Below are 21989 nucleotides of genomic sequence, written 5' to 3'. Positions count from 1 at the left end.
CGGCCATTCCTCTCTTCGATCACGGCAATGTCCCTCTCCGCACAGCCCCACAAACAGACCCGTCAGACCATCGTGCGCCTGCTTTCGAGCATGGCCAGCGCCAAGGAAATCAGCCAGTACCTCAAGCGTTTCTCGCAGCTGGATGCCAAACGCTTTGCGGTGGTCAAGGTGGGCGGCGCGGTGCTGCGCGACGACCTGGACGCGCTGACCTCCTCGCTGTCGTTCCTGCAGGAAGTGGGCCTGACCCCGATCGTGCTGCATGGCGCCGGCCCGCAGCTGGATGCGGAGCTGTCTGCAGCGGGCATCGAAAAACAGACCGTCAACGGCTTGCGGGTGACTTCGCCGGAAGCGCTGGCGATCGTGCGCAAGGTGTTCCAGGCCTCCAACCTCAAGCTGGTCGAAGCGCTGCAGCAGAATGGCGCGCGTGCGACCTCGATCACCGGCGGCGTGTTCGAAGCGCAGTATCTGGATCGCGACACCTATGGCCTGGTCGGCGAGGTCAAGGCGGTGAACCTGGCGCCGATCGAAGCCAGCCTGCAGGCCGGCTCGATTCCGGTCATCACCAGCCTGGGCGAGACGCCGAGCGGGCAGATCCTTAACATCAACGCGGATTTTGCCGCCAATGAACTGGTGCAGGAGCTGCAGCCATACAAGATCATCTTCCTCACCGGCACCGGCGGTCTGCTGGATGCCGATGGCAAGGTGATCGATTCGATCAACCTGTCCACCGAGTTCGATCACCTGATGCAGCAGCCGTGGATCAACGGCGGGATGCGGGTCAAGATCGAACAGATCAAGGACCTGCTCGATCGCCTGCCGCTGGAATCGTCGGTATCGATCACCCGGCCGGCGGATCTGGCCAAGGAGCTGTTCACGCACAAGGGCTCGGGCACGCTGGTGCGGCGCGGCGAGCGCGTGTTGCGCGCGACCTCCTGGGACGAACTGGACCTGCCACGGCTCAAGACCCTGATCGAATCCAGCTTCGGCCGCACGCTGGTGCCCGAGTACTTCAGCAACACCAGGTTGCTGCGTGCCTATGTCAGCGAGAACTATCGCGCGGCGGTGATCCTCACCGATGAGGGCATGCTGGGTGCAAGTGCGTTGATCTACCTGGACAAGTTCGCGGTGCTCGACGATGCGCAGGGCGAAGGCCTGGGCCGTGCGGTGTGGAACGTGATGCGCGAGGAGACTCCGCAGCTGTTCTGGCGCTCGCGGCACAACAACCAGGTCAACATCTTCTACTACGCCGAGTCCGACGGCTGCATCAAGCAGGAGAAGTGGAAGGTGTTCTGGTACGGGCTGGAGAGCTTCGAGCAGATCCAGCATTGCGTGGCGCATTGCGCGACGCGCCAGCCGACGCTGCTGGGCTGAGTACGATGGCGCCCGTCGCATTGCCATCGCTTTGGCGCGAGCTGCCCACGTTGCGCGGGCAACACGCAACACTGGAACCATTGCAGGCTGCGCATGCCGATGGTCTGCGCGCTGCGCTGGGCGATGGGGCCTTGTCGCGGCTGTGGTACACCGGCGTGCCGGCACCGGCGCAGGTGGACGACTACGTGGGCGCGGCCTTGGATGCGCAAGCCGACGGGCGGGTGCTGCCTTACGTGGTGCGCGATGCGGCCGGCGAGGTCGTCGGCTGCACACGCTATTACGGGCTGGATGCGACAGTGCCCAAGCTGTCGATCGGCTACACCTGGTACGCGCCGCGCGTGCAGCGCAGCGGCGTCAATACCGACACCAAGCGGATGCTGCTGCAGCACGCCTTCGAGACGCTGGGCTGCCTGAGCGTGGTGTTCGAGACCAGCTGGTTCAATCACACCTCGCGCGCGGCGATTGCGCGGCTTGGTGCAAAGCAGGACGGCGTGCTGCGCAATTACACCCGTCACCCTGACGGCACACCGCGCGATACCGTGCTGTTCTCCATCATCGATACGGAATGGGCCGGGGTCAAACGCCACCTGCAGTTCCGCCTGGAAGCAAACGCATGACTGTTCAAGCAACGACCATCGGCATCGTCGGTGCCCGCGGGCATACCGGATCGGAATTGATCAAGCTGGTGGTGGCACACCCGCATCTGCAGCTGCTGTTCGTGTCCTCGCGCGAACTGGCCGGGCAGCCGGTGGCCGACCACAACGCTGCGTATCGTGGCGAATTGCGCTACGAGAGCCTGGATGCCGACGCGGTGGCCGCCAAGGCCGCCGACGTGGTGATCCTGGCATTGCCCAACGGCAAGGCCGAACCCTTCGTCGCGGCGATCGATGCGGCCAGGCCGCAGACACTGCTGATCGATCTGTCGGCCGATTACCGCTTCGATCCGGCCTGGTATTACGGGCTGCCCGAGCTGACGCGCGGCAGCTACGCCGGGCAGAAGCGCATCAGCAACCCGGGTTGCTATGCCACCGCGATGCAGCTGACGATCGCGCCCTTGCTCGACCAACTGGCCGGCCCGCCGCAGTGTTTCGGCGTGTCCGGCTATTCCGGTGCGGGCACCACGCCGTCGGACAAGAACAACCCCGAGCTGCTGGCCGATAACCTGATGCCGTATGCGCTGACCAACCACATGCATGAGCGCGAAGTCTCTGCGCAGCTCGGGGTGCCGGTGGAGTTCATGCCGCATGTGGCGCCGCATTTCCGTGGTATCACCATGACCGTCAACCTGTGGCTGCAGCAAGCGCTGACACGCGAGCAGATCCAGGCGCGCTACACGCAGCGTTACGCCGACGAGCCGCTGATCGAGATCGTCGATGAAGCGCCGTGGGTCAGCCGCATTGCCGGCAGGCATGGCGTGCAGATCGGCGGCGTGACGCTGGCGCCGGGCAACAAGCGGGTGGTGGTGGTGGCCACGCTGGACAACCTGCTCAAGGGCGCGGCGACACAGGCGATGCAGAATCTCAACCTGGCGTTGGGCTGGGACGAATTGACCGCGATTGGCTGATGATGCGAGTCCCTCGCAAGAGCCCGCACCTCCATGTGCGTTGATTTAACTGGACGACTTACTCGAGACGCTTTCCGATGACCAATCTGTTGTGGCAAAAACCCGGCGTGGCGGTGGACGCCAAGATCCAGAGTTTCCTGGCCGGCGACGACGTCATCCTGGACCGCGAGTTCTTCCTGTACGACATCGCCGCCAGCAAGGCGCATGCGCAGGGGCTGCAGCACATCGGCATCCTGTCGCTGCAGGAGCTGGGCGGGCTGAGCGAGCAACTGGATCTGCTGGCTGCCGATTTCCGCAGCGGCGCGTTCGTGCTGGACGAGCGCTACGAGGACTGCCATTCGGCGATCGAAGCGCGCCTGACCGAGCGGCTGGGCGATGCCGGTCGCAAGATCCACACCGGGCGCAGCCGTAACGACCAGATCCTGGTCGCCACCCGCCTGTGGTTGAAGGGCAAGCTGCAGCGCGTGGCCGAGCTTGGCGCGGAGATCGCCAAGGTGGCGCTGGATCGCGCGCAGGCAGAAGCCGCGTTGCCGGTGCCGGGCTATACGCATATCCAGCGCGCGGTGGTGTCTTCGGCCGGCATGTGGTGGGCAGGCTGGGCCGAGGCCTTTATCGACAATGCGGTGCGTGCGGCCGACACCCTGCGTCTGGTGGACAGCAATCCGCTCGGTACCGCGGCCGGTTACGGTGTCAACCTGCCGCTGGACCGTGCACACACCACTGCCGAGCTGGGCTTTGCACGGCTGCAGGTGTCGCCGATCTATGCGCAGCTCTCGCGTGGCAAGTACGAACTGGCCGCGCTCGAGGCGCTTGGCAGCGCAACGCTGGACCTGCGCCGGATTGCCTGGGACCTGTCGTTGTTCACCAGCGGCGAGTTCGCCTTCGTCGCGCTGCCGGCGCAGTACACCACCGGCAGCTCGATCATGCCGAACAAGCGCAACCCCGACGTGATCGAGCTGATGCGCGCCACCCACGCCAGCGTGGCCGCCGCGCGCACCGAGATCGAACAGCTGCTGTCGCTGCCGTCGGGCTATCACCGCGACCTGCAGAGCAGCAAGGGCGCCATCGTGCACGGCTTCGGGCGCGGCATGGCGGCGCTGGAACTGCTGCCGGCCCTGCTGGCCAACCTGGAATGGCGCCCGGACAAGCTGCGTGCGGCGATCGATTCGGGCATGTACGCCACCGACGTGGCGGTGGAAGCGGCCGTTGCCGGTGTGCCGTTCCGCGAGGCCTACAAGGCCGCGGCGGAATCGGCCGATACCGCCGGGCAGGGCCGCACGCCGGAAGGCAGCCTGGCCGCGCGCGTCTCGCCAGGCGCCGCCGCGGACCTGCAGCTGGACGTGCTGCGTGCCCGCTGGGAGGCGCTGGTCTGATGGCCGTGATCAGTACCGACAGCGCAGAACATTATCCCTGGGGCGAGGCCAGCGATGGCTGGCACCTGCTGCGCGACCCCAACCTGAGCGTGCTGGAAGAACGCATGCCGCCGGGCGCTGCCGAACTGCGCCATCGGCACAGCCGCGCACGGCATTTCTTCTATGTGCTGGCCGGCGAGGTGATGCTGCAGCTGGACGGCGAGCAGCATGTGCTGCGCGCGGGTCAGGGCCTGCATGTGCCGCCCGGTTCCACCCACCAGATGCACAACCTGTCCGAGAGGGAAGCGCGCTTTCTGGTGATTTCCACGCCGTTCGGCCGTAGCGAAGCAGCACCCGACAAGGAGGCCGGCTGATGGCGACGCGCTATCTGGTATTGGCGATGCGCAAGCCGGATTTCCCGGCCGATGTGGTGCAGCCGCATCGTGCATTTCTCGACACGCTTCGCGCGGCCGGGCAGCTGGAGCTGACCGGCGGCTTCAGCGATGGCAGTGGTGGCGCCTACGTGCTGGTCAACGTGGACAGCCTGCAGCAGGCGCAGCAGATCGTGGCACGTGATCCGCTGGTACTGCGCGATGCCTCCACGCTGACCGTCCATGAGTGGAACACGCACTGAGCAGATCGTCGCCATGAGCACGCCCATCGCCACTGCTGCGTCGTTTACCGAGCAGGCGCTGCCGCCGTGGCGACGCGCAGTGCTCAAGGTCGGCAGCAGCCTGCTGGCCGCCGATGGCGGTGGCTTGTCGCCACGATTCGCATTGGGCCTGGCGCAATTCGTGTCGGCCAATCTGGCGGCCGGGCGCGAGCTGGTGATCGTGTCGTCGGGCGCGGTGGCAGCCGGCCGCGCGATCCTGCCGAAGGCTGCCGAGGCCGGTGCGCCGATCGCCGCGCGCCAGGCGCTGGCTGCGCTCGGGCAGGCGCAGTTGATCGCGCTCTGGCAGCGCTTTTTCGAGCGCCCGGTGGCGCAGGTGTTGCTCACCCACGACGACCTGCGTAACCGCCGCCGCTATCTCAATGCACGCGCCACCCTGGGCGAGTTGTTGCGGCTGGGCGCGTTGCCGGTGATCAACGAAAACGACACCGTGTCGGTGGACGAGCTCAAGCTGGGCGACAACGACAACCTGGCCGCGATCGTCGCCGCCCTGGTCGATGCCGATGCCTTGTTCATCGCCACCGATATCGACGGGCTGTACAGCGCCGACCCGCGCAGCAATCCGCTGGCGCGGCCGCTCGACGAGGTGCCCGAGCTCACTGCCGAGGTGCTGGCGATGGCCGGCGGCAGCGGCAGCAGCGTGGGCACCGGCGGCATGCGCACCAAGCTGGAGGCCGCTGCCAAGGCCGGTGCGGCCGGCATCGAAACCTATCTGTTCAACGGCCGCAATGGCGATGTGGTGCGCGCCCTGGCGCAGGATCGCCTGCATGGCACGCGGATCCATGCCGCGCGCACGCGCATTGCCGCCCGCAAGTACTGGCTGCGCCACGCACCGGTGGAGGCGGGCGCGATCCTGATCGATGCCGGTGCCGCCGCCGCGCTGACCGACAAGGGCGCCTCGCTGCTGCCGGGCGGGGTGGCCAGTGCGCACGGCGACTTCCGGCGTGGCGACATGGTGGAGATCCGCCTGCGCGACGACGCCGGCGAGCGCTGCCTGGCACGCGGCGTCAGCCAGTATTCGGCCGTGGATATCCGCCGCATCGCGCGCCGCCACTCGCGCGAGATCGATAGCGTGCTCGGGTATAGCTATGGCGAGAACGTGGTGCATCGCGATGATCTGGTGCTTTTGTAGCGGGGAATCGGGAATCGGGAATCGCAAGAGCGTTTCCAGCCAACTTTCCCGCTGCCGATTCTGTCGCAGTAAAGTGATGGCGCGTGCTTTTACCATTCCTGATTCCCCACTCCCGATTCCACAATGACCATCAAATCCCTCGCCCTGCAATGCCGTGATGCGGCGCAAGTACTGTCGCAACTTTCCGCGCAGGCCAAGCAGGCCTTGTTGGAGGCGATGGCTGCCGCGCTGGAAGCTGATGCCGCATCGATCCTTGCCGCCAACGCGCGCGATCTTGAAGCCGCCCGCGCCAAGGGCACCGGCACGGCCATGCTCGACCGGCTGGCGCTGGACGACAGGCGCCTGGCCGGCATCGCCGCGGCCTTGCGCGAGGTTGCGCAATTGCCCGATCCGGTTGGGCAGGTCACGCGCGAGGATGTTCGCCCCAATGGCATCGTCGTGCAGAAGGTGCGCGTGCCGCTGGGGGTGATCGCGATGATCTACGAAGCACGCCCGAATGTGACTGCCGATGCGGCCGCGCTGTGCATCAAGGCCGGCAACGGCGTGATCCTGCGGGGCGGTTCGGAAGCGATCCACTCCAATACCGCGATTGCGCGCGCCCTGCAGCGCGCCTTGCGCGAGGCCGGCGTGCCGGAAGCGGCGCTGACGCTGGTCGAGGATCTACGCCGCGAGACCATGCTGGAGCTGCTGCAACTCAGCGATATCGTCGATCTGGCGATTCCGCGTGGTGGCGAAGGACTGATCCGCTTCGTCGCCGAGTATGCGCGCGTGCCGGTGATCAAGCATTACAAGGGCGTATGCCATCTGTTCGTGGATGCGTCGGCGGACGTGGATCTGGCCGTGCGCTTGCTGGTCGATGGCAAGGCCAGCCGGCCATCGGCCTGCAATGCGCTGGAGACCTTGCTGGTGCATGCCGACATCGCCGCGCGTTTCCTGCCGGCGGCCGCGCAGGCCCTGCGCGACCGTAACGTGGAGGTGCGTGGCGATGCGGCAACGCGCGCACTGTTGCCGGATATTGGCGCCGCCAGCGACGAGGATTACGCCGCCGAATTCCTCGACCTGATCCTGGCCATCCGCGTGGTGCCGGATCTGGACACCGCGCTGGCGCATATCCGCCAGTACGGCTCGGACCACACCGAGGTGATCGCCACGCGGGACGCCGCCAATGCCGAGCAGTTCGTGCAGTCGCTGCGCTCGGCCGTGGTGATGGTCAATGCGTCCTCGCGCTTCTCCGACGGCGGCGAGCTCGGCCTGGGTGCGGAGATCGGCATCTCCACCACGCGCCTGCATTCCTACGGCCCGATGGGCCTGGAAGCGCTCACCGTGGAGCGCTTCGTGGTGCGTGGCGAAGGCCAGGTACGCCATTGAAGTGGCATGCGTTGCCGGCTCAGTCCTGTGGCGCTGTGCATTGCAGCGCCACTGGCCGACATCGACTCGATCACGTGGCCCGCTTTTCTCCTCCAAGCACCGTGCTCATCCATTCATCGCTTGTTGGGGGAACGAAGCCAGTTCCTGACAGCCACACCTGTTTCCCGGCGCGGTCCCACTTTTCCATCTTTTCTTTGAATTCGGCGGGATAGTCGTTTGCCCTGCAGGCGATATTGCACCAGGGGTCGCAGACATAGATGTCCGCGTCCCAATCTGTCATGTCCGAAGGCAAGGTGCCTGCGCGCGGCACTGGGCCGACGATCGCGGCGGTGTGCGCTGTTCCATTGAAGAAAGCAAGGCGTGCGATCTGGTTGTGATCTTGCTGCAAATAGTGGACGGCCAGGGTAGCCAGCTCACCGCAGTTGTGCGCGTTCCCATCCATGGCCGCCGACACCACGTCCTCTTCCAGGTTATCCACCTGCTGTCGCATCCGGGCGATCTCTGCAGTCGCATTGTGGATTCGAACGGCCTCCTCAAAGCCAGCGTTTCTCTTTTTGTTGCTCGATTTCAAGCGGGGCGCCTTGTAGTACTCGGCCCTGACGGACTGCATGACCTCGCTGACAGCCCTAAGGCTCGGCGAGAGGGAGCGCTGTCTTGAAGACGATCTGCTCGCACTCCTGCGATGGCTCGCGCTGCTCAGTCCTGCCAGCACGCCACCTGTGTGGGCGGGGCTGTTGACACGCTGCGAAGTGCTGCCCGCTGGCGGCTGCTGGGCCGGAGAACTTTCGGTATATGTGAATCTTCCCGACTGGACACGATCGACGGAACCGCAAATACCCATGGATGAGCACCTGATTGGTAAAGGCCGCTCCATCATGTGCGGGAACATTCCTTTCGAAAAATGGAAGCGCGAAGCGATCGACTTGCGTGCGAATCGTGGATATCAGCATCGCCTCCAGCACGCGATGCGCGAGCAATGGAAAATAATTCGCTGCTGATCGTTGGGTGTGATCGCGCGCGACTTGGCGGCAGTGATGCGCTGGTCATTGTTCTCGCCAGGCCTTCGCGGCCGCCAGCTGAGCGATACATGGACTCCGTTGGTTCAGATGCCGGGGCCGCGCCTTGCGGTTGGCCCGCGTGTTCCCATCCCGCCAACCACGACCTTTGACACTCCCCCGGCAGGCCGCGTCCTGCCTACAGTCGAGGACTGCCCCCGCACGTTCCGGAGTCGTCGATGCGCCGTTTTGCCGCCTGCCTGCTCGCCACCGCCATTGCCGCCGCCACCGGCGGCGCGCTGGCGCAAACCTCGCCGATGACGCCGGACATCACCGGCAAGCCGTTCGTGGCCAGCGACGCCGCCAACGACTACATCAAGCGCGAGGTCATGATCCCGATGCGCGACGGGGTCAAGCTGCATACGGTGATCGTGCTGCCCAAGGGCGCACGCAACGCACCGATGGTGCTGACGCGCACCCCGTACAACGCCAGCGGGCGCACCGAGCGCATGGCCTCGCCGCATATGAAGGACCTGCTCGCACAGGGCGATGACGTGTTCGTGGAAGGCGGCTATATCCGCGTGATCCAGGACGTGCGCGGCAAGTACGGCTCGGAAGGCGATTACGTGATGACCCGGCCGCTGCGCGGTGCGCTCAATCCCAGCGAGGTGGACCATGCCACCGATGCCTGGGACACCATCGACTGGCTGGTGAAGAACGTGAAGGAGTCCAACGGCAAGGTCGGCATGATCGGCTCGTCCTACGAAGGTTTCACCGTGGTGATGGCGTTGACCAACCCGCATCCGGCGCTCAAGGTCGCAGTGCCGGAAAGCCCGATGATCGACGGCTGGATGGGCGACGACTGGTTCAACTATGGTGCGTTCCGCCAGGTCAACTTCGACTATTTCACCGGCCAGCTCACCCAGCGCGGCAAGGGCATCGGCATCGCGCGCCAGGGCCATGACGACTACAGCAACCTGCTGCGTGCCGGCTCGGCGGGGGATTTCGCCAAGGCCGCCGGCCTGGAGCAGCTGCCGTGGTGGCACAAGCTCACCGAACACGCCGCCTACGACACGTTCTGGCAGGAGCAGGCGCTGGACAAGGTGATGGCGCGCACGCCGCTCAAGGTGCCGACCATGTGGCTGCAGGGGCTGTGGGACCAGGAGGACATGTGGGGCGCGATCCATAGCTACGCGGCGATGGAGCCGCGCGACAAGGGCAATACGCTCAACTACCTGGTGATGGGCCCGTGGCGGCACAGCCAGGTCAACTACGACGGCAGCGCGCTGGGCGCATTGAATTTCGACGGCGATACCGCGCGCCAGTTCCGTCACGACGTGCTGCGCCCGTTCTTCGACCAATACCTGGTCGATGGCGCGCCCAAGGCGAGCACGCCGCCGGTGTTCATCTACAACACCGGAGAGAATCACTGGGACCGTCTGCAGGCCTGGCCGCGCAGCTGCGCCAAGGGCTGTGCCGCGGCCAGCAAACCGCTGTACCTGCAGGCCGGCGGCAAGCTGTCGTTCCAGCGGCCGGCGGCGGGGCAGCCGGGCTTCGAGGAGTACGTGGCCGACCCGGCCAAGCCGGTGCCGTTCGTGCCGCGCCCGGTGGACTTCGGCGATCGCAGCATGTGGACCACCTGGCTGGTGCAGGACCAGCGCTTCGTCGACGGCCGCCCGGACGTGCTGACCTTCGTCACCGAGCCGCTGACCGAACCCCTGCAGATCGCCGGCGCACCGGAAGTGCACCTGCAGGCCTCCACCAGCGGCAGCGACAGCGACTGGGTGGTGAAACTGATCGATGTCTATCCGGACGAGATGGCGTCCAGTCCGAAGATGGGCGGTTACGAATTGCCGGTGTCGCTGGCGATCTTCCGCGGCCGCTATCGCGAGAGTTTCAGCACGCCCAAGCCGCTGGCGTCCAATCAGCCGCTGGCGTTCCAGTTCGGCCTGCCGACTGCCAACCACACCTTCCAGCCGGGGCACCGGGTGATGGTGCAGGTGCAGTCCAGCCTGTTTCCGCTGTACGACCGCAACCCGCAGACCTACGTGGACAACATCTTCTTCGCCAGGCCCGGCGATTATCAAAAGGCCACCCAGCGCGTCTACGTGACTCCGGAGCAGCCCAGCTACATCAGTCTGCCGGTACGTTGACCACGCCGGCGCCGCGCGGCGCCGGTGCCCAGACGTCTTCCAGCAGCTGCGGGCGGCAGGCCACCCAGGCTGCCGCCAGTTGCAGCAGGATGCAGATCACCAGGAAGGCGAATGGCGAGGTCCAGCCGCCGTGGTGGGCGTGCAGCCAGCCGAACAGGAACGGTCCCAGGCAGCTCATCGCATAGCCCATGCCCTGCGAAAACCCGGACAGGGCGGCCGAGCCGGCCGCGGTGCGGCTACGCTGGTTGACCAGCACCAATGCCAGCGGAAACGTGCTCGGCCCCAGGCCGAGCAGGGTCACCCACAGGATCGGCGCGGCCAATGGCGCCCACCACAGCCCGGCGAACGCGACCAGATGGCAGGCCGCGCACAGCAGCACGATCGGAAACGGGTTGCGCATGCGCACTGCCAGCGCCGGCATGGTCAAGGCACCGACCATGCCCAGTGCGGCGAACAACGCCACCATGGTGCCGCCGAACGCGGGCGAGGCGCCGGCTTCGCGCAGCAGGGTCGGCAACCAGGTGAACATCGAATAGGTGACCAGCGAGGTCATGCCGAAGGTCACCGCCATGCTCCAGCCCAGGGCGGTGCGTGCCACGCGGCCCTCGGCTTCGGGCGTGGGCGTGACCGGTGCCGGTCCGGTCGCGCGGAGACGGCGGTGGTTGGTGTGCACCATGGCCCAGGCCACCAGTGCCAGCAGCGCCGGCAACACCCACACCACCATCGAGCTGCGCCAGCCCAGCGCATCGGCCACCGGTACCGCCAGCAGTGCCGGCAGCAGGGTGCCGACCTGCAGCACGGTGATGTAGAGCGTGCTGACGCCGCCGACGCGATCGCCGAAATAGCGCTTCACCAGCGGCGGCAGCACCACGTTGCCCATGCCCATGCCGGCCAGCGCCACCAGCGATCCGATGAACAGTCCGGTGGTCTGCGGCAACAGCGGGCGCAACACCAGGCCGAGGGTGGCCAATGCCATCGACAGCAGCGCCGTGCGCAGCAGGCCGAAGCGGCGCAGCAACGCCGGCGTGGCGACCCCGGTGAGCGCGAATGCCGCGGTCGGCAACATGCCGAGCGCGCCCATGGTGGGCGCGCCGAATGCGTACTCGTCGGCAATGCGTTCCAGCAGCGGCGTCAACGAGGTCACCGCGGTCCGCAGATTGAACGCGGACAACAAAATGGCAGCCAGCACCAGGCCGCGACCACGCAACCGGGCGGACGGGGAGGCAGCGGCAATGACAACAGACATGACAGACCATCCGCACTGCGCACCTGCATGCGCCAGCGCCTGAAAACACAAAACCGGCACGAGGCCGGTTTTGTGTTTTGAAACTGGTCGGGGAGACAGGATTCGAACCTGCGACCTCTACGTCCCGAACGTAGCGCTCTACCAGACTGAGCTACACCCCGAAGGAGCCGCGTATGTTACATAGGGAATGCCAGATCGGCAAGCATCTATCGAAAATATTTTTTACCGATGCGGCTGGCCACGCTCGGGCTCGCGTGCTTCGAACCACATGCCGTTGAGCACCGCAGCCAGTGCGGCCAGACCGGTGCCGAGGATCCAGGCGAAATACCACATTGTCATTCTCCTTGAGTCGTTGAAATGCGTGAGACGTTGAAATACGTGAGACGTTGAAGGCCCGCCGCGGGCGCCATGTGCGCAGCAGCGCAGCGGGGCTTGCTCAGTAGGCGTTTGGATTGGCCGACAGTTCGTCGGCGGTGACCTTGCCCTTGAGCACGCGATAGACCCAGCTCGTATAGGCCAGCACGATCGGCATGAACAGCGTGGTCGCCAGCAGCATGATCCACAGCGTCAGGCGGCTGCTGGAGGCATCCCACAGCGTCAGGCTTGCGCTCGGTGCGGTGGACGAGGGCAGCAGGAACGGGAACAACGCAAAGCCGACGGTGAAGACGATGCCGACGATGGCGCAACCCGACGCGATGAATGCCAGGCCGCCGCGACGTACGCGCAACAGCAGCGCATTCATCGCAAGCCCGATCAGGCCGACCAGCGGTGCGATCAAGGTGGCCGGCATGCTGCTGTAGTTGTGCAGCCAGCCGCCGGCCGCGGTGAGTGCGGCGGTCTTGGCCAGTGGATTGGTCGGCGCATCGGTGGCCAGCACAGAGGCCACTGCATACCCCGGCAGACCCAGCGCCACCCACGCACCGGCGGCCGCAAACAACGCCACCGCGCCGAGCGCGGCGATGCTGCCGAAACGCGCGGCGCGCGCGGCGACCGGTCCGTCGGTCTTGAGCACCAGCATCGCTGCGCCGTGCGCCATCAGCATGGCCACGCTGAGCAGGCCGGCGAGCAGCGCGAACGGTGTCAGCAGTCCGAACAGGTTGCCGGTGTAGAAGATGCGCATGCTGTCGTCGAAGTGGAACGGCACACCGAGCAGCACGTTGCCGACCGCCACGCCCATGATCAGCGCCGGAATGCAGCCGCCGACGAACAACGCCCAGTCCCAGTTGTTGCGCCAGCGCTGATCGACCAGCTTGCCGCGGAACTTGAAGCCGACCGGGCGCAGGATCAGTGCGAACAGGATCAGGAACATCGCCAGGTAGAACCCGGAAAAACTCACCGCATACAGCGGCGGGAATGCGGCGAAGATCGCGCCGCCGCCCAGGATCAGCCACACCTGGTTGCCTTCCCAGACCGGGCCGATGGTGTTGATCACCAGCCGCCGTTCGGCATCGTTGCGGGCAACCAGCGGCAGCAAGGTGCTGACGCCCAGGTCGAAGCCGCCCATCACCGCGTAGCCGGACAGCAATACGCCAAGCAACAGCCACCAGATCACGCGCAGTGTGGTGTAGTCGAGCAAGATGAAATCCATGGTGTCTCTCCTGGCTTACGGTGCGCCGCCGGCCAGCGCGCCGGTGCTCAGTGGGGCGTTGGGTGAGGACGCGTGGGGCGAGTCGTTGTGCGGTGCCGGGGTGCGGTGCGTCGGCGGGAACAGCGCATCCGGGCCCTTGCGGATCGTCTTCAGCGACAGCTTGATCGCGATCACCAGCAGCGTGGTGTACAGCGCGGTGAAGCCGACCAGGGTCAACACGATCTCGTACAGGTCCAGTCCCGAGGCGGCATAGAAGGTCGGCAATACGCCTTCCACCGCCCACGGCTGGCGGCCGTATTCGGCCACGAACCAGCCGCACTCGATCGCGATCCACGGCAGCGGCAAGGTCCACAGCGCCACCGTCAGGAACCAGCGTTTGTCCTGGAAGTTGTGCTTGCAGGCGAACCAGAACGCGATGGCGAAGAACGCAATCAGGTAGATGCCGATGGCGGCCATGATGCGGAAGGTCCAGAACAACGGCAGTACCCGCGGCACCGTGTCCATGGCGGCCTGGGCGATCTGCTGCGGCGTGGCATTGCCGATGTCGTCGCGATAGCGCTTGAGCAGCAGGCCGTGGCCCAGATCCTGCCAATGCGCATTGAAGACCTGGCGTGCCTGGGCATCGTCCTTGTTGGCACGGATGCGCTCCAGTGCGCCGTAGGCGATCTGGCCCCCGCGGATACGGTGTTCGGCACGGCCGACCAGTTCCAGGATGCCGGGGATCGGCTGGTCCAGCGAACGTGTGGCGATCAACCCCATCAGATACGGAATCTTGATCGCGTAGTCGTTGCGATGGGTCTGCTGGTTGGGAATGCCGAACGCGGTGAAGTCGGCCGGCGCGGCTTCGGTCTCCCACATGGCCTCGATCGCGGCCAGCTTCATCTTCTGATGTTCGTTGGCGGCATAGCCGCTCTCATCGCCGAGCACCACCACCGACAGCGACGACAACAGGCCGAACGCGGCAGCCACCGCGAACGAACGTCGTGCCATCTCCACATGCTTGCCGCGCAGCAGGTAGAACGCGCTGATGGACATCACGAACACCGCACCTAGCACGTAGCCGGCGCTGACGGTGTGCACGAACTTGGCCTGCGCCACCGGGTTGAACAGCACCGCCATGAAATCGACCACTTCCATGCGCATGGTGTCCGGGTTGAACACTGCGCCGGTCGGGTTCTGCATCCAGCCGTTGGCGATCAGGATCCACAACGCGGAGAAGTTGCTGCCGAGTGCCACCAGCCAGGTGGTGGCCAGATGCTGCACCTTGCTCAGCCGGTTCCAGCCGAGAAAGAACAGGCCCAGGAAGGTCGCTTCCAGGAAGAACGCCATCAGGCCCTCGATCGCCAGCGGTGCGCCGAAGATGTCGCCGACGTAATGGCTGTAGTACGACCAGTTCATGCCGAACTCGAACTCCATCACGATGCCGGTACCCACGCCCATGGCGAAGTTGATGCCGAACAGCACGCCCCAGAACATGGTCATGCGCCGCCAGATCTCCTTGCCGGTCATCACATAGACGCTCTCCATGATGCCGAGCAGGAACGACAGGCCCATGGTCAGCGGCGGAAAGATGAAGTGGTACATCGCGGTGACTGCGAACTGCAGCCGCGACAGTTCAACAACTGTCGAGTCGATCATGGCGGGTGGGCCTGGTTGGGTGTCGATGAAGGAATGCAGCCGATCATCTGCGCTTGCCGCGACATGCGCGTTGATCCAGATCAATGCCGCGGCGGACGGGTGCGGCACAATGCGCAGCCCGGAGCGGGAGGTGGCGCCTTACAATCGCCTGCAACACGATGTCTTCCCAGAGAGCGATGTGAGCCAGCCCAGCGTGCGAGCCAGCGAAACGCCAGCCCAGCGCCGCCAACGCGGCCGGTGGCTGGATGCACTGGCAGCCCCGGCCACGCGTGCGCGGCGCCTGGCCGGCGTGGCGGTGGCGGTGTCCGGCGTGCTGCTGCTGGCGCAGGCGGCGGCGATCGCCTGGTTGCTGCAGGCCGTGCTGGTGCAGCATCTGGCGCTGACGCAGCTGCGCGACGTGGGCGCGGGACTGGTCTGTGCGCTGGTGGGGCGGGCGATGCTCAATGCCTGGGCGCAGTCGCTGACCGGCGAGGTGGCCGATGTGGCCAAGCGCGAGCTGCGCGCCCGCATCGCGCGGCGCCTGGTGCAGCACGGGCCGGTGTGGTTGCGCCGGCAACGCAGCGGCGAACTGGGCGAGCTGAGCCTGGCGCACACCGATGCGTTGGAGGGCTACTTCGTCGGCTACCAGCTCGCGCGCACCGAAATGACGCTGGTGCCGCCGCTGATCCTGCTCGCGGTGTTCTCGGTCGATTGGGTGGTGGGCCTGGTGTTGCTGCTGACCGCGCCGCTGATTCCGTTTTTCATGATGCTGGTGGGCTGGGGCGCCGAAGCCGCCGGGCGCGAGCAGTTGGGCGAACTGGCACGCATGGGCGGGCACTTCGCCGATCGCCTCAAAGGCTTGGGCTTGCTGCGCGTGTATGGCCGCGGCGACGCCGAGTTGAGCGGCATTGCCGCCGCGGCAGAAGGCGTGCGCGAGCGCTCGCTCAAGGTGCTGCGCATCGCCTTCCTGTCGTCCACGGTGCTGGAGTTCTTCGCCTCGGTGAGCGTGGCGATCGTGGCGCTGTACTTCGGCCTGACCTATCTGGGCATGTTGAATCTGCACGGCTTGCCGACGCTGGGCGCGGGCATGTTCTGCCTGCTGCTGGCGCCGGAATTCTTTGCGCCATTGCGGCGGCTGGCCGCGCATTACCACGACCGCGCCAATGCCTTGGCGGCGGTGGCCGAAGCCGAGCGTCTGCTGGAAGGATTCGAGCCACCGTCGGCAACGGTGCGGGTGCCGGTGCCCCCGTTGCGCGTGATGGAACCTGCCCAAGCGCAGGCCCCGTTGCTGCAGGCGCATGATCTTGCGCTGCGGCCGCCGGGCGCGCCACACAGCGTGGTCGCGCATTTTTCGCTGACCTTGCAGCCTGGCCAGCGCGTGGCGGTGATCGGTGCCAGCGGTAGCGGCAAGAGCACCTTGCTCGAGGGGCTGGCCGGCTGGCTTGCGCCGGAGGCAGGCAGCGTGGTGCTGCGTCCGGATGCCCGCATCGGCTATGCCACGCAGCGGCCGTACCTGTTTCACGGCAGCATCGCCGACAACCTGCGCCTGGCCGACCCACAGGCCGGCGCGGCGCGCCTGCATGCGGTGGCCGATGCCGCGCAGGTGCTGCGCTTTGCTGCGCAGTTGCCTGCGGGCCTGGACACGGTGATCGGCGAACGCGGTTTCGGGCTGTCCGGCGGCGAGGCGCGACGCGTGGCCCTGGCACGGCTGTTGCTGCGTGAGCCGGACCTGTTGCTGCTGGACGAACCCACCGCCTTTCTCGACCCGGACACCGAAGCGGAGTTGCTGCGCACGCTGGGTGTGTTCGCACGCGGCCGCGCGGTGGTGGTGGCCACGCACAGCGCTGCGGTGATGCAGTGGGCCGATACGGTGATCGACCTGCGCGGCGCCACCGTGGTATCGGAGCAGCCATGAACCCCGCACAGCCCGATCGTCTGCGCACCGTGTTTCGCCGGCATGCCTGGCGCCTGCTGCTGTCGGCCCTGCTGGTACTGGTCACCATGCTGGCCGGCGTGGGCCTGCTCGGCCTGTCCGGCAGCTTTCTGACCGCCGCTGCCCTGGCCGGTGTCGCGGGCATGGGCGCCGGTTTCAATTTCTTCTCGCCTTCGGCCGGCATCCGTGCGCTGACCTTCGCTCGCATCTTTTCGCGCTATGGCGAAAAATTGATCGGCCACGACGCCACGCTGCGCATCGCCCGCGATCTGCGCGTATGGTTCTTCCGCCGCGCGTTGCCGCTCGCGCCGGGGCGCCTGTCGGCCACGCGCACCGGCGATCTGCTGGCGCGGCTGATGTCCGACATCGGCGAGGTCGATGGCGTGAGCGTGCGCGCGCTGGCACCGTTGAGCGCATTGCTCGGCATCTGGCTTGCCGGTGTGGTTGCCGCGGCGCTGATCCACCCGCCGGCTGGCCTGTTGCTGGTGGTGCTTGGCGTGGTCATCGGTGGTGTGGTGCCGTGGCAGGTGGCGCGCGGCGGGGCGCAGCGCGAACAGCTGCGCGCCCGGCAACGCACGGCATTGCGCACGCATGCATTCGAGGGCCTGGAAGGTGCGGCCGATCTCGCCGCGGTGGATGCGCAAGGTGCCTGGCTGCATCAGGTCGATGCGGCGGCGGCGGCAGTGGTCGACGGCGATCGCCTGCAGCGCCGCCGGCTGATCGGCGGCAATCTGCTACATGCAATCTGCGGCGGTCTCGGCCTGGCCGGCATGCTGTGGCTGGCACTGGGCGCGGCCGAACGCGGATCGATTGCGGCGGGCATGGCGGCCGGGCTGGTGTTCCTGACCATGGCGCTGCTGGAAGTCTGGGCCGGCGCCGGGCTCGCCTTGCAGGCGCTGCAGAGCGCACGCGTTGCAGCCAGGCGCCTGCAGTCCATCGTCGATCAGGCGCCATCGGTGCTCGATCCCCCGCAGCCGGTGGAGGTGCCACGCAGCGGCACGCTGCAGCTGGATCAGGTCGGCTTTGCATGGCCGGGCAGCGCACGTCCGGTGCTGCAGGCGCTCGATCTGACGCTGGCGCCCGGCGAACGCATCGCCATCAGCGGCGACAGCGGCAGCGGCAAGAGCACCTTGTCCGCAGTGCTGCTGCGGCTGTGGGACCCGCAGGCCGGGCAGGTGCGCTACGCCGGTATCGACCTGCGCCACGTGGCGCAGACGCACTGGCATCGCCGCATCGCCTGGCTGCCGCAGAATGCCCCGGTGTTTGCCGGCACGGTGCGCGATAACCTGGCCATCGGCGATGCGGACGCAAGCGATGCGGCGATGTGGAGCGTGCTGGACCAGGTGCGTCTGCGCGCCTGGGCCAGCGCGCAGAACGGCCTGGACACCTGGGTCGGTGAAAACGGCGCCACGCTCTCGGCCGGCCAGGCGCGCCGGCTGGCGCTGGCGCGAGCCTTGCTGCGCGATGCAGCGATCCTGTTGCTGGACGAACCCACCGACGGCCTGGACGTGGATACCGCGCACGCCTTGCTGCTGGATCTATCGGCGGCACTGGGCGAACGCAGCCTGGTGATGATCACCCACGACAGCGTGCCCGAGGGTGTAGTGCAGCGGCGCTACCGCATGCGCGCCGGTGCACTGGAGCCGTTGGTCTAGGGGTCCTTGCACAGGCGGCTGCCATCAGCGAGGATCGGGTAACCACTTCGACAGGAATCGATGATGCAGCACATGCAAGGATGGATGAAGGCAGTGCTCTGTGCGGCTGCGTGCATGACGCAGGCCGCAGTGGCCGAGGTCTCCAAGCCTTCGGCGTTCATGACACAGGTCAGGGTCGAGGTCGGTCCCGATGGTTCCATCGTTTCGGCGCAGGCCGATCAAGGCCTGCACGAAAAAGTGCGGGAATCCATCGAGCGTCGCGTAAGCGCCTGGAGGTTCGCACCGCCAACCGAGCAAGGCAGGCCGGTCTCGGCGGTCACTTATGTGCAGGTCGCAGCATGTCTGGTGTCGAAACAGGATGCAGTCGGTCTGGCGATCGCCAATGCGGGCAATGGTCCTTACCGGCCGCCGCGTGTTGAGTTCCAGCCCAGATCGGCGCCACCTCCGGGCCTGCTGTCCGCCACGGCGTTGCAGCTGACAATTGACTACAACGTGCTGGCGAACGGGCGCGCAACGTTCGAGCAGGTGCACATCAACAGCCCGACCGACGCACGCGGAGCGCGCTGGTTGGAGGGAATGGCTGCGCAATGGGTCAAGGCGCAGCGTTTCAAACCCGAGCAGTTGAACAATGTGCCGGTGTCCACCCGCATGCAGACGAATATCACGCTGTCGGGCGGCCCGACCACTAAGCGCGATCTCGACAACCAGCGCTCGTTGGAGTTGCCGCGGCAGGCATTGTCGCGGGAATGCCTCCAGGCGCTTGGAGACACCGTAGACCAGACCGTGGTGGTGGACTCGCCGGTAAAGCTGCTGTCCAGGGGCGAGTCGTAGCCCGCTGACCAAAGCACCGCGCATGCATGCGGGCAACGCTCGGTCGCAGTGAGTGCGTGCGTTGCCTCAACCAGGCAATGTGTCCAACGCAGCCATCATCGTGGGGTGTTGCCATGCCCAACACAAGGCAGCGACGTTCACCACGACGGTGATCCAGAACCGTAGCTGGAAGGCCGCCTTGCTGGATTTGTGCCGGAACAGTTGCTGCGCCAGCAACGCGCCCGGCCAGCCGCCGAGCAGCGCGATGAGGTGCAGGGTCGCTTCCGGTGTGCGTTGCCCGCCGCGTTGGGCCGCGCGCTTGTCGCGCCAGTAGGCGAGCATCGCCACGATGCTGGTGGCCGCGTACCACAGCGCCAGCAGCATTGGCAGGCGACCTGCAAACGCCATCGCGGCCATGCCGACCAGAAACAGCAGCGCCAGCGTCTTGCGCGGCAGGCCATGCGGGTGCGACGGGCCACGCGGGTGCGACGAGCCACGCCGCCGTTGCGCAGGTCTGGAAATCAGCAAGCGTCCAGGAAGTTGCGTACCGCCGGCCCGAAGCGCGCGAAGTCGACCAGGAAGGCATCGTGGCCTTGTGGCGAATCCAGCCCGATGAAGCGTGCATCGGCACCGCCGGCGCGCAGGCCTTCGGCGATCTGTTCTTGTTGCTGCACCGGGAACAGGATGTCGGTATTGGCACCGATCGCCAGCGCACGCGCGATGCGGATCTGCGCCAGGCCGGCCAGTACCGTGGCGTCGGTCGAGGCGCCCATGTCCGGCTTGGCGGCGACAGCAGCGCCGCCAGCTTGCGTGCCATCAGAACGTGTGTCGATGGCCGGTGTGTCATCGACATACTCGGCCAGGTCGAACCAGTCCATCGAGCGGCTCAGATACAGATAGCAGTTGGGATCGAAGAAGCGCACGAAGCGGCGCGCATGGCCTTCCAGATAACTTTCGACCTGGAATTCCAGCCCGAACGGATCATCGGCAGCTTGCTCGGAATCCAGCCGCACCCGGCCAAAACGGCCGTCCCATTCCAGCGCCGAGCGATAGGTGATCACGCCAAGCTTGCGCGCCATGCGCATGCCCGATTCCGGGTAACGGGTATCGTCGTAATGGCCGCCGTTCCAGTGCGGATCCAGACGGATGGCTTCGCGCTGCAGCGAGCGGATCGCGATCGAGAACGGCAATGCCTGCGCACTGCCGGAGATATTGATATGGCTGCGCGCGATACCCGGGTGCCGCAGCAGCAACGCCAACGCGGTCATGCCGCCCATCGAATTACCGATCAGGCAGGCGAGTTGTGCGATGCCCAATGCGCGCACCACGTCGGCGGCGGCATCGGCCACATCTTCGATCGACAATTCCGGGAAGCTCAGGCGATACGGCGCGCCGGTGGCAGGGTTGATCGATGCCGGACCGGTCGAGCCCTTGCAGCTGCCCAGGGAATTGACGCAGACCACGAACCAGCGCCCGGTATCGATCGGCTTGCCTGGCCCCAGCATCGCCTCCCACCAGCCCGGCTCGGCATTGGCCTGATTTGCCGCAGCATGGGCGTTCGGCGACAGGCCGGTGACGATCAACACCGCGTTGCTGCGATCGGCTGCCAGCGTGCCCCAGGTTTCGTAGGCCACGTGCGCCTGGTGCAACACGCCGCCGCGCTTCATCGGAAACGGCGAGGGCAGCGCGTGGAACAGCGTGCCGGGAGGTATGAATTCGGTCATGCGGCAATTCTATCTGCCATGGCATGCGCCGGGGTGCAGGATGGGAATGGGGAATGGGGAATGGGGAATGGGGAGTCGGGAGTCGGGAGTCGGGAGTCGGTTTGAGGCCTTGCGCTGTGCGATGCCATTCTCCAGAGCGGCGGACCTGTGGCCTGGCTGCAAGGCCCTTGCCCGCCCACCATCGCAGGACACGCCGCAAGTACGTCCATGTAGGCTCCGGCGCGGCATCCATGCCGCTCAGGGTCCCGCGACGGTGAGCGGGCAAGGACCAGTCGAGACGGTCGGTGTGCATGGTTTTCAATAAAGCAGCCGACCAACTGTCTGGTGCGGTGAGGGCGCCGCGCCCTCGACACTGCGAGTTTTGCTGCAGGGCCCTTGCCCGCCCACCATCGCAGGACACGCTGCAAGTACGTCCGTGTAGGCTCTGGCGCGGCATCCATGCCGCTCAAGGTCCCGCGACGGTGAGCGGGCAAGGACCAGTCGAGATGGTCGGTACGCATAGGTAAGAGCAGCGCCTGATGCGCCTTGTTCGATCGTGAAGCATCGTGTCCACGTCTGATGCGCACCGCGAGACAAACAGCTCTTCAAACAAAGAGCCGATCAATTGTCTGGTGCGGTGTCCTTGCCGGTTGCGGGACCGTGTGGCGGCATGGATGCCGCCACCGAGCCCCCAGGGACGGGTTCACGGCGTGTCCCGCAAGCGGTGAGGGCATCGCGCCCTCTACGCTGCGGGTTTGCTGCAAGGCCCTTGCCCGCCCACCCTCGCGGGACACGCCGCAAGTACGTCCTTGTAGGCTCTGGCGCGGCATCC

20 protein-coding genes and 1 tRNA gene are annotated in these 21989 nt (G+C 66.3%); 13 read left to right on the top strand and 8 right to left on the bottom strand.

The window, feature by feature from the left end; translation table 11 throughout:
- Window positions 1-27 precede the first annotated feature (27 nt).
- From H7A87_RS11310 to H7A87_RS11275, 8 genes are all read left to right on the top strand, one after another.
- The gene (locus tag H7A87_RS11310; protein WP_119128682.1) at window positions 28-1371 is read left to right on the top strand and encodes an acetylglutamate kinase; all 1344 of its coding nucleotides are present in this window, start codon (window positions 28-30) and stop codon (window positions 1369-1371) included.
- A gap of 5 nt (window positions 1372-1376) precedes the next feature.
- Window positions 1377-1988 carry a GNAT family N-acetyltransferase gene (locus H7A87_RS11305; RefSeq protein ID WP_119128864.1) on the top strand — a complete coding sequence of 204 codons (612 nt, stop codon included), beginning with the start codon at window positions 1377-1379 and terminating at the stop codon, window positions 1986-1988.
- Entirely contained in the window at window positions 1985-2935 is a 951-nt protein-coding gene (gene argC / locus H7A87_RS11300) for an N-acetyl-gamma-glutamyl-phosphate reductase (protein ID WP_119128683.1), read from the top strand. The genes H7A87_RS11305 and argC overlap by 4 nt, the downstream gene beginning before the upstream one ends.
- A 77-nt stretch (window positions 2936-3012) precedes the next feature.
- Window positions 3013-4308, top strand: a complete 1296-nt coding sequence (locus H7A87_RS11295; protein WP_119128684.1) for an argininosuccinate lyase — start codon at window positions 3013-3015, stop codon at window positions 4306-4308.
- Window positions 4308-4661 (top strand): cupin domain-containing protein, encoded by a 354-nt coding sequence (locus tag H7A87_RS11290; protein ID WP_180496635.1) that lies wholly within the window; start codon window positions 4308-4310, stop codon window positions 4659-4661. The genes H7A87_RS11295 and H7A87_RS11290 overlap by 1 nt, the downstream gene beginning before the upstream one ends.
- Window positions 4661-4921, top strand: a complete 261-nt coding sequence (locus H7A87_RS11285; RefSeq protein WP_115676911.1) for a YciI family protein — start codon at window positions 4661-4663, stop codon at window positions 4919-4921. Before H7A87_RS11290 ends, H7A87_RS11285 begins: the two co-directional genes overlap by 1 nt.
- 13 nt (window positions 4922-4934) lie before the next feature.
- On the top strand, window positions 4935-6089 hold the full coding sequence (gene proB, locus H7A87_RS11280; RefSeq protein WP_119128685.1) for a glutamate 5-kinase: 1155 nt from the start codon (window positions 4935-4937) through the stop codon (window positions 6087-6089).
- Window positions 6090-6212: 123 nt separating this feature from the next.
- A complete protein-coding gene (locus H7A87_RS11275; RefSeq protein ID WP_119128686.1) occupies window positions 6213-7457 on the top strand; it encodes a glutamate-5-semialdehyde dehydrogenase in 1245 nt (414 codons plus the stop codon).
- Between the two features lie 70 nt (window positions 7458-7527).
- On the opposite strand, the gene H7A87_RS11270 is transcribed toward H7A87_RS11275, so the two are convergent.
- A complete protein-coding gene (locus tag H7A87_RS11270; RefSeq protein ID WP_232087845.1) occupies window positions 7528-8028 on the bottom strand; it encodes a hypothetical protein in 501 nt (166 codons plus the stop codon).
- A gap of 37 nt (window positions 8029-8065) precedes the next feature.
- On the opposite strand from H7A87_RS11270, the gene H7A87_RS11265 reads away from it, so the two are divergent.
- Both H7A87_RS11265 and H7A87_RS11260 read left to right on the top strand, forming a co-directional pair.
- Window positions 8066-8455, top strand: a complete 390-nt coding sequence (locus H7A87_RS11265) for a hypothetical protein (RefSeq protein WP_147421086.1) — start codon at window positions 8066-8068, stop codon at window positions 8453-8455.
- A gap of 236 nt (window positions 8456-8691) precedes the next feature.
- Window positions 8692-10605 (top strand): CocE/NonD family hydrolase, encoded by a 1914-nt coding sequence (locus H7A87_RS11260; protein ID WP_119128688.1) that lies wholly within the window; start codon window positions 8692-8694, stop codon window positions 10603-10605.
- On the opposite strand, the gene H7A87_RS11255 is transcribed toward H7A87_RS11260, so the two are convergent.
- The 5 genes from H7A87_RS11255 to H7A87_RS11235 form a co-directional block, all read right to left on the bottom strand.
- Complete coding sequence (locus tag H7A87_RS11255) at window positions 10586-11812, bottom strand: MFS transporter (RefSeq protein WP_164740047.1); 1227 nt, start codon at window positions 11810-11812, stop codon at window positions 10586-10588. The genes H7A87_RS11260 and H7A87_RS11255 overlap by 20 nt on opposite strands.
- Window positions 11813-11935: 123 nt before the next feature.
- Window positions 11936-12012 (bottom strand) — tRNA-Pro (locus H7A87_RS11250).
- 61 nt (window positions 12013-12073) lie between these two features.
- Complete coding sequence (gene cydX / locus H7A87_RS11245; RefSeq protein ID WP_016903201.1) at window positions 12074-12184, bottom strand: cytochrome bd-I oxidase subunit CydX; 111 nt, start codon at window positions 12182-12184, stop codon at window positions 12074-12076.
- A gap of 103 nt (window positions 12185-12287) precedes the next feature.
- On the bottom strand, window positions 12288-13439 hold the full coding sequence (gene cydB, locus H7A87_RS11240; protein WP_119128690.1) for a cytochrome d ubiquinol oxidase subunit II: 1152 nt from the start codon (window positions 13437-13439) through the stop codon (window positions 12288-12290).
- 15 nt (window positions 13440-13454) lie between these two features.
- Window positions 13455-15077, bottom strand: a complete 1623-nt coding sequence (locus H7A87_RS11235) for a cytochrome ubiquinol oxidase subunit I (protein ID WP_104586081.1) — start codon at window positions 15075-15077, stop codon at window positions 13455-13457.
- 109 nt (window positions 15078-15186) lie between these two features.
- On the opposite strand from H7A87_RS11235, the gene cydD reads away from it, so the two are divergent.
- The 3 genes from cydD to H7A87_RS11220 all read left to right on the top strand — a co-directional run bounded on the left by cydD (window position 15187) and on the right by H7A87_RS11220 (window position 19475).
- Window positions 15187-16971, top strand: a complete 1785-nt coding sequence (cydD, locus tag H7A87_RS11230) for a thiol reductant ABC exporter subunit CydD (protein ID WP_104649006.1) — start codon at window positions 15187-15189, stop codon at window positions 16969-16971.
- Window positions 16968-18644 (top strand): thiol reductant ABC exporter subunit CydC, encoded by a 1677-nt coding sequence (gene cydC / locus H7A87_RS11225; protein ID WP_115676918.1) that lies wholly within the window; start codon window positions 16968-16970, stop codon window positions 18642-18644. The genes cydD and cydC overlap by 4 nt, the downstream gene beginning before the upstream one ends.
- A gap of 63 nt (window positions 18645-18707) precedes the next feature.
- Complete coding sequence (locus H7A87_RS11220) at window positions 18708-19475, top strand: hypothetical protein (protein ID WP_126941834.1); 768 nt, start codon at window positions 18708-18710, stop codon at window positions 19473-19475.
- Between the two features lie 66 nt (window positions 19476-19541).
- On the opposite strand, the gene H7A87_RS11215 is transcribed toward H7A87_RS11220, so the two are convergent.
- Both H7A87_RS11215 and H7A87_RS11210 read right to left on the bottom strand, forming a co-directional pair.
- Entirely contained in the window at window positions 19542-19982 is a 441-nt protein-coding gene (locus H7A87_RS11215; protein ID WP_232087844.1) for a DUF1294 domain-containing protein, read from the bottom strand.
- Window positions 19976-21178 carry a homoserine O-acetyltransferase gene (locus H7A87_RS11210; protein ID WP_119128692.1) on the bottom strand — a complete coding sequence of 401 codons (1203 nt, stop codon included), beginning with the start codon at window positions 21176-21178 and terminating at the stop codon, window positions 19976-19978. Before H7A87_RS11210 ends, H7A87_RS11215 begins: the two co-directional genes overlap by 7 nt.
- Window positions 21179-21989 lie beyond the last annotated feature (811 nt).

It is taken from the genome of Xanthomonas sp. CPBF 426 (genome assembly GCF_903989465.1).
Classification (GTDB): Bacteria; Pseudomonadota; Gammaproteobacteria; order Xanthomonadales; family Xanthomonadaceae; genus Xanthomonas; species Xanthomonas euroxanthea.
Note: the sequence above shows the minus strand (reverse complement) of the source record. Positions and strands in the feature narration are given on the sequence as shown.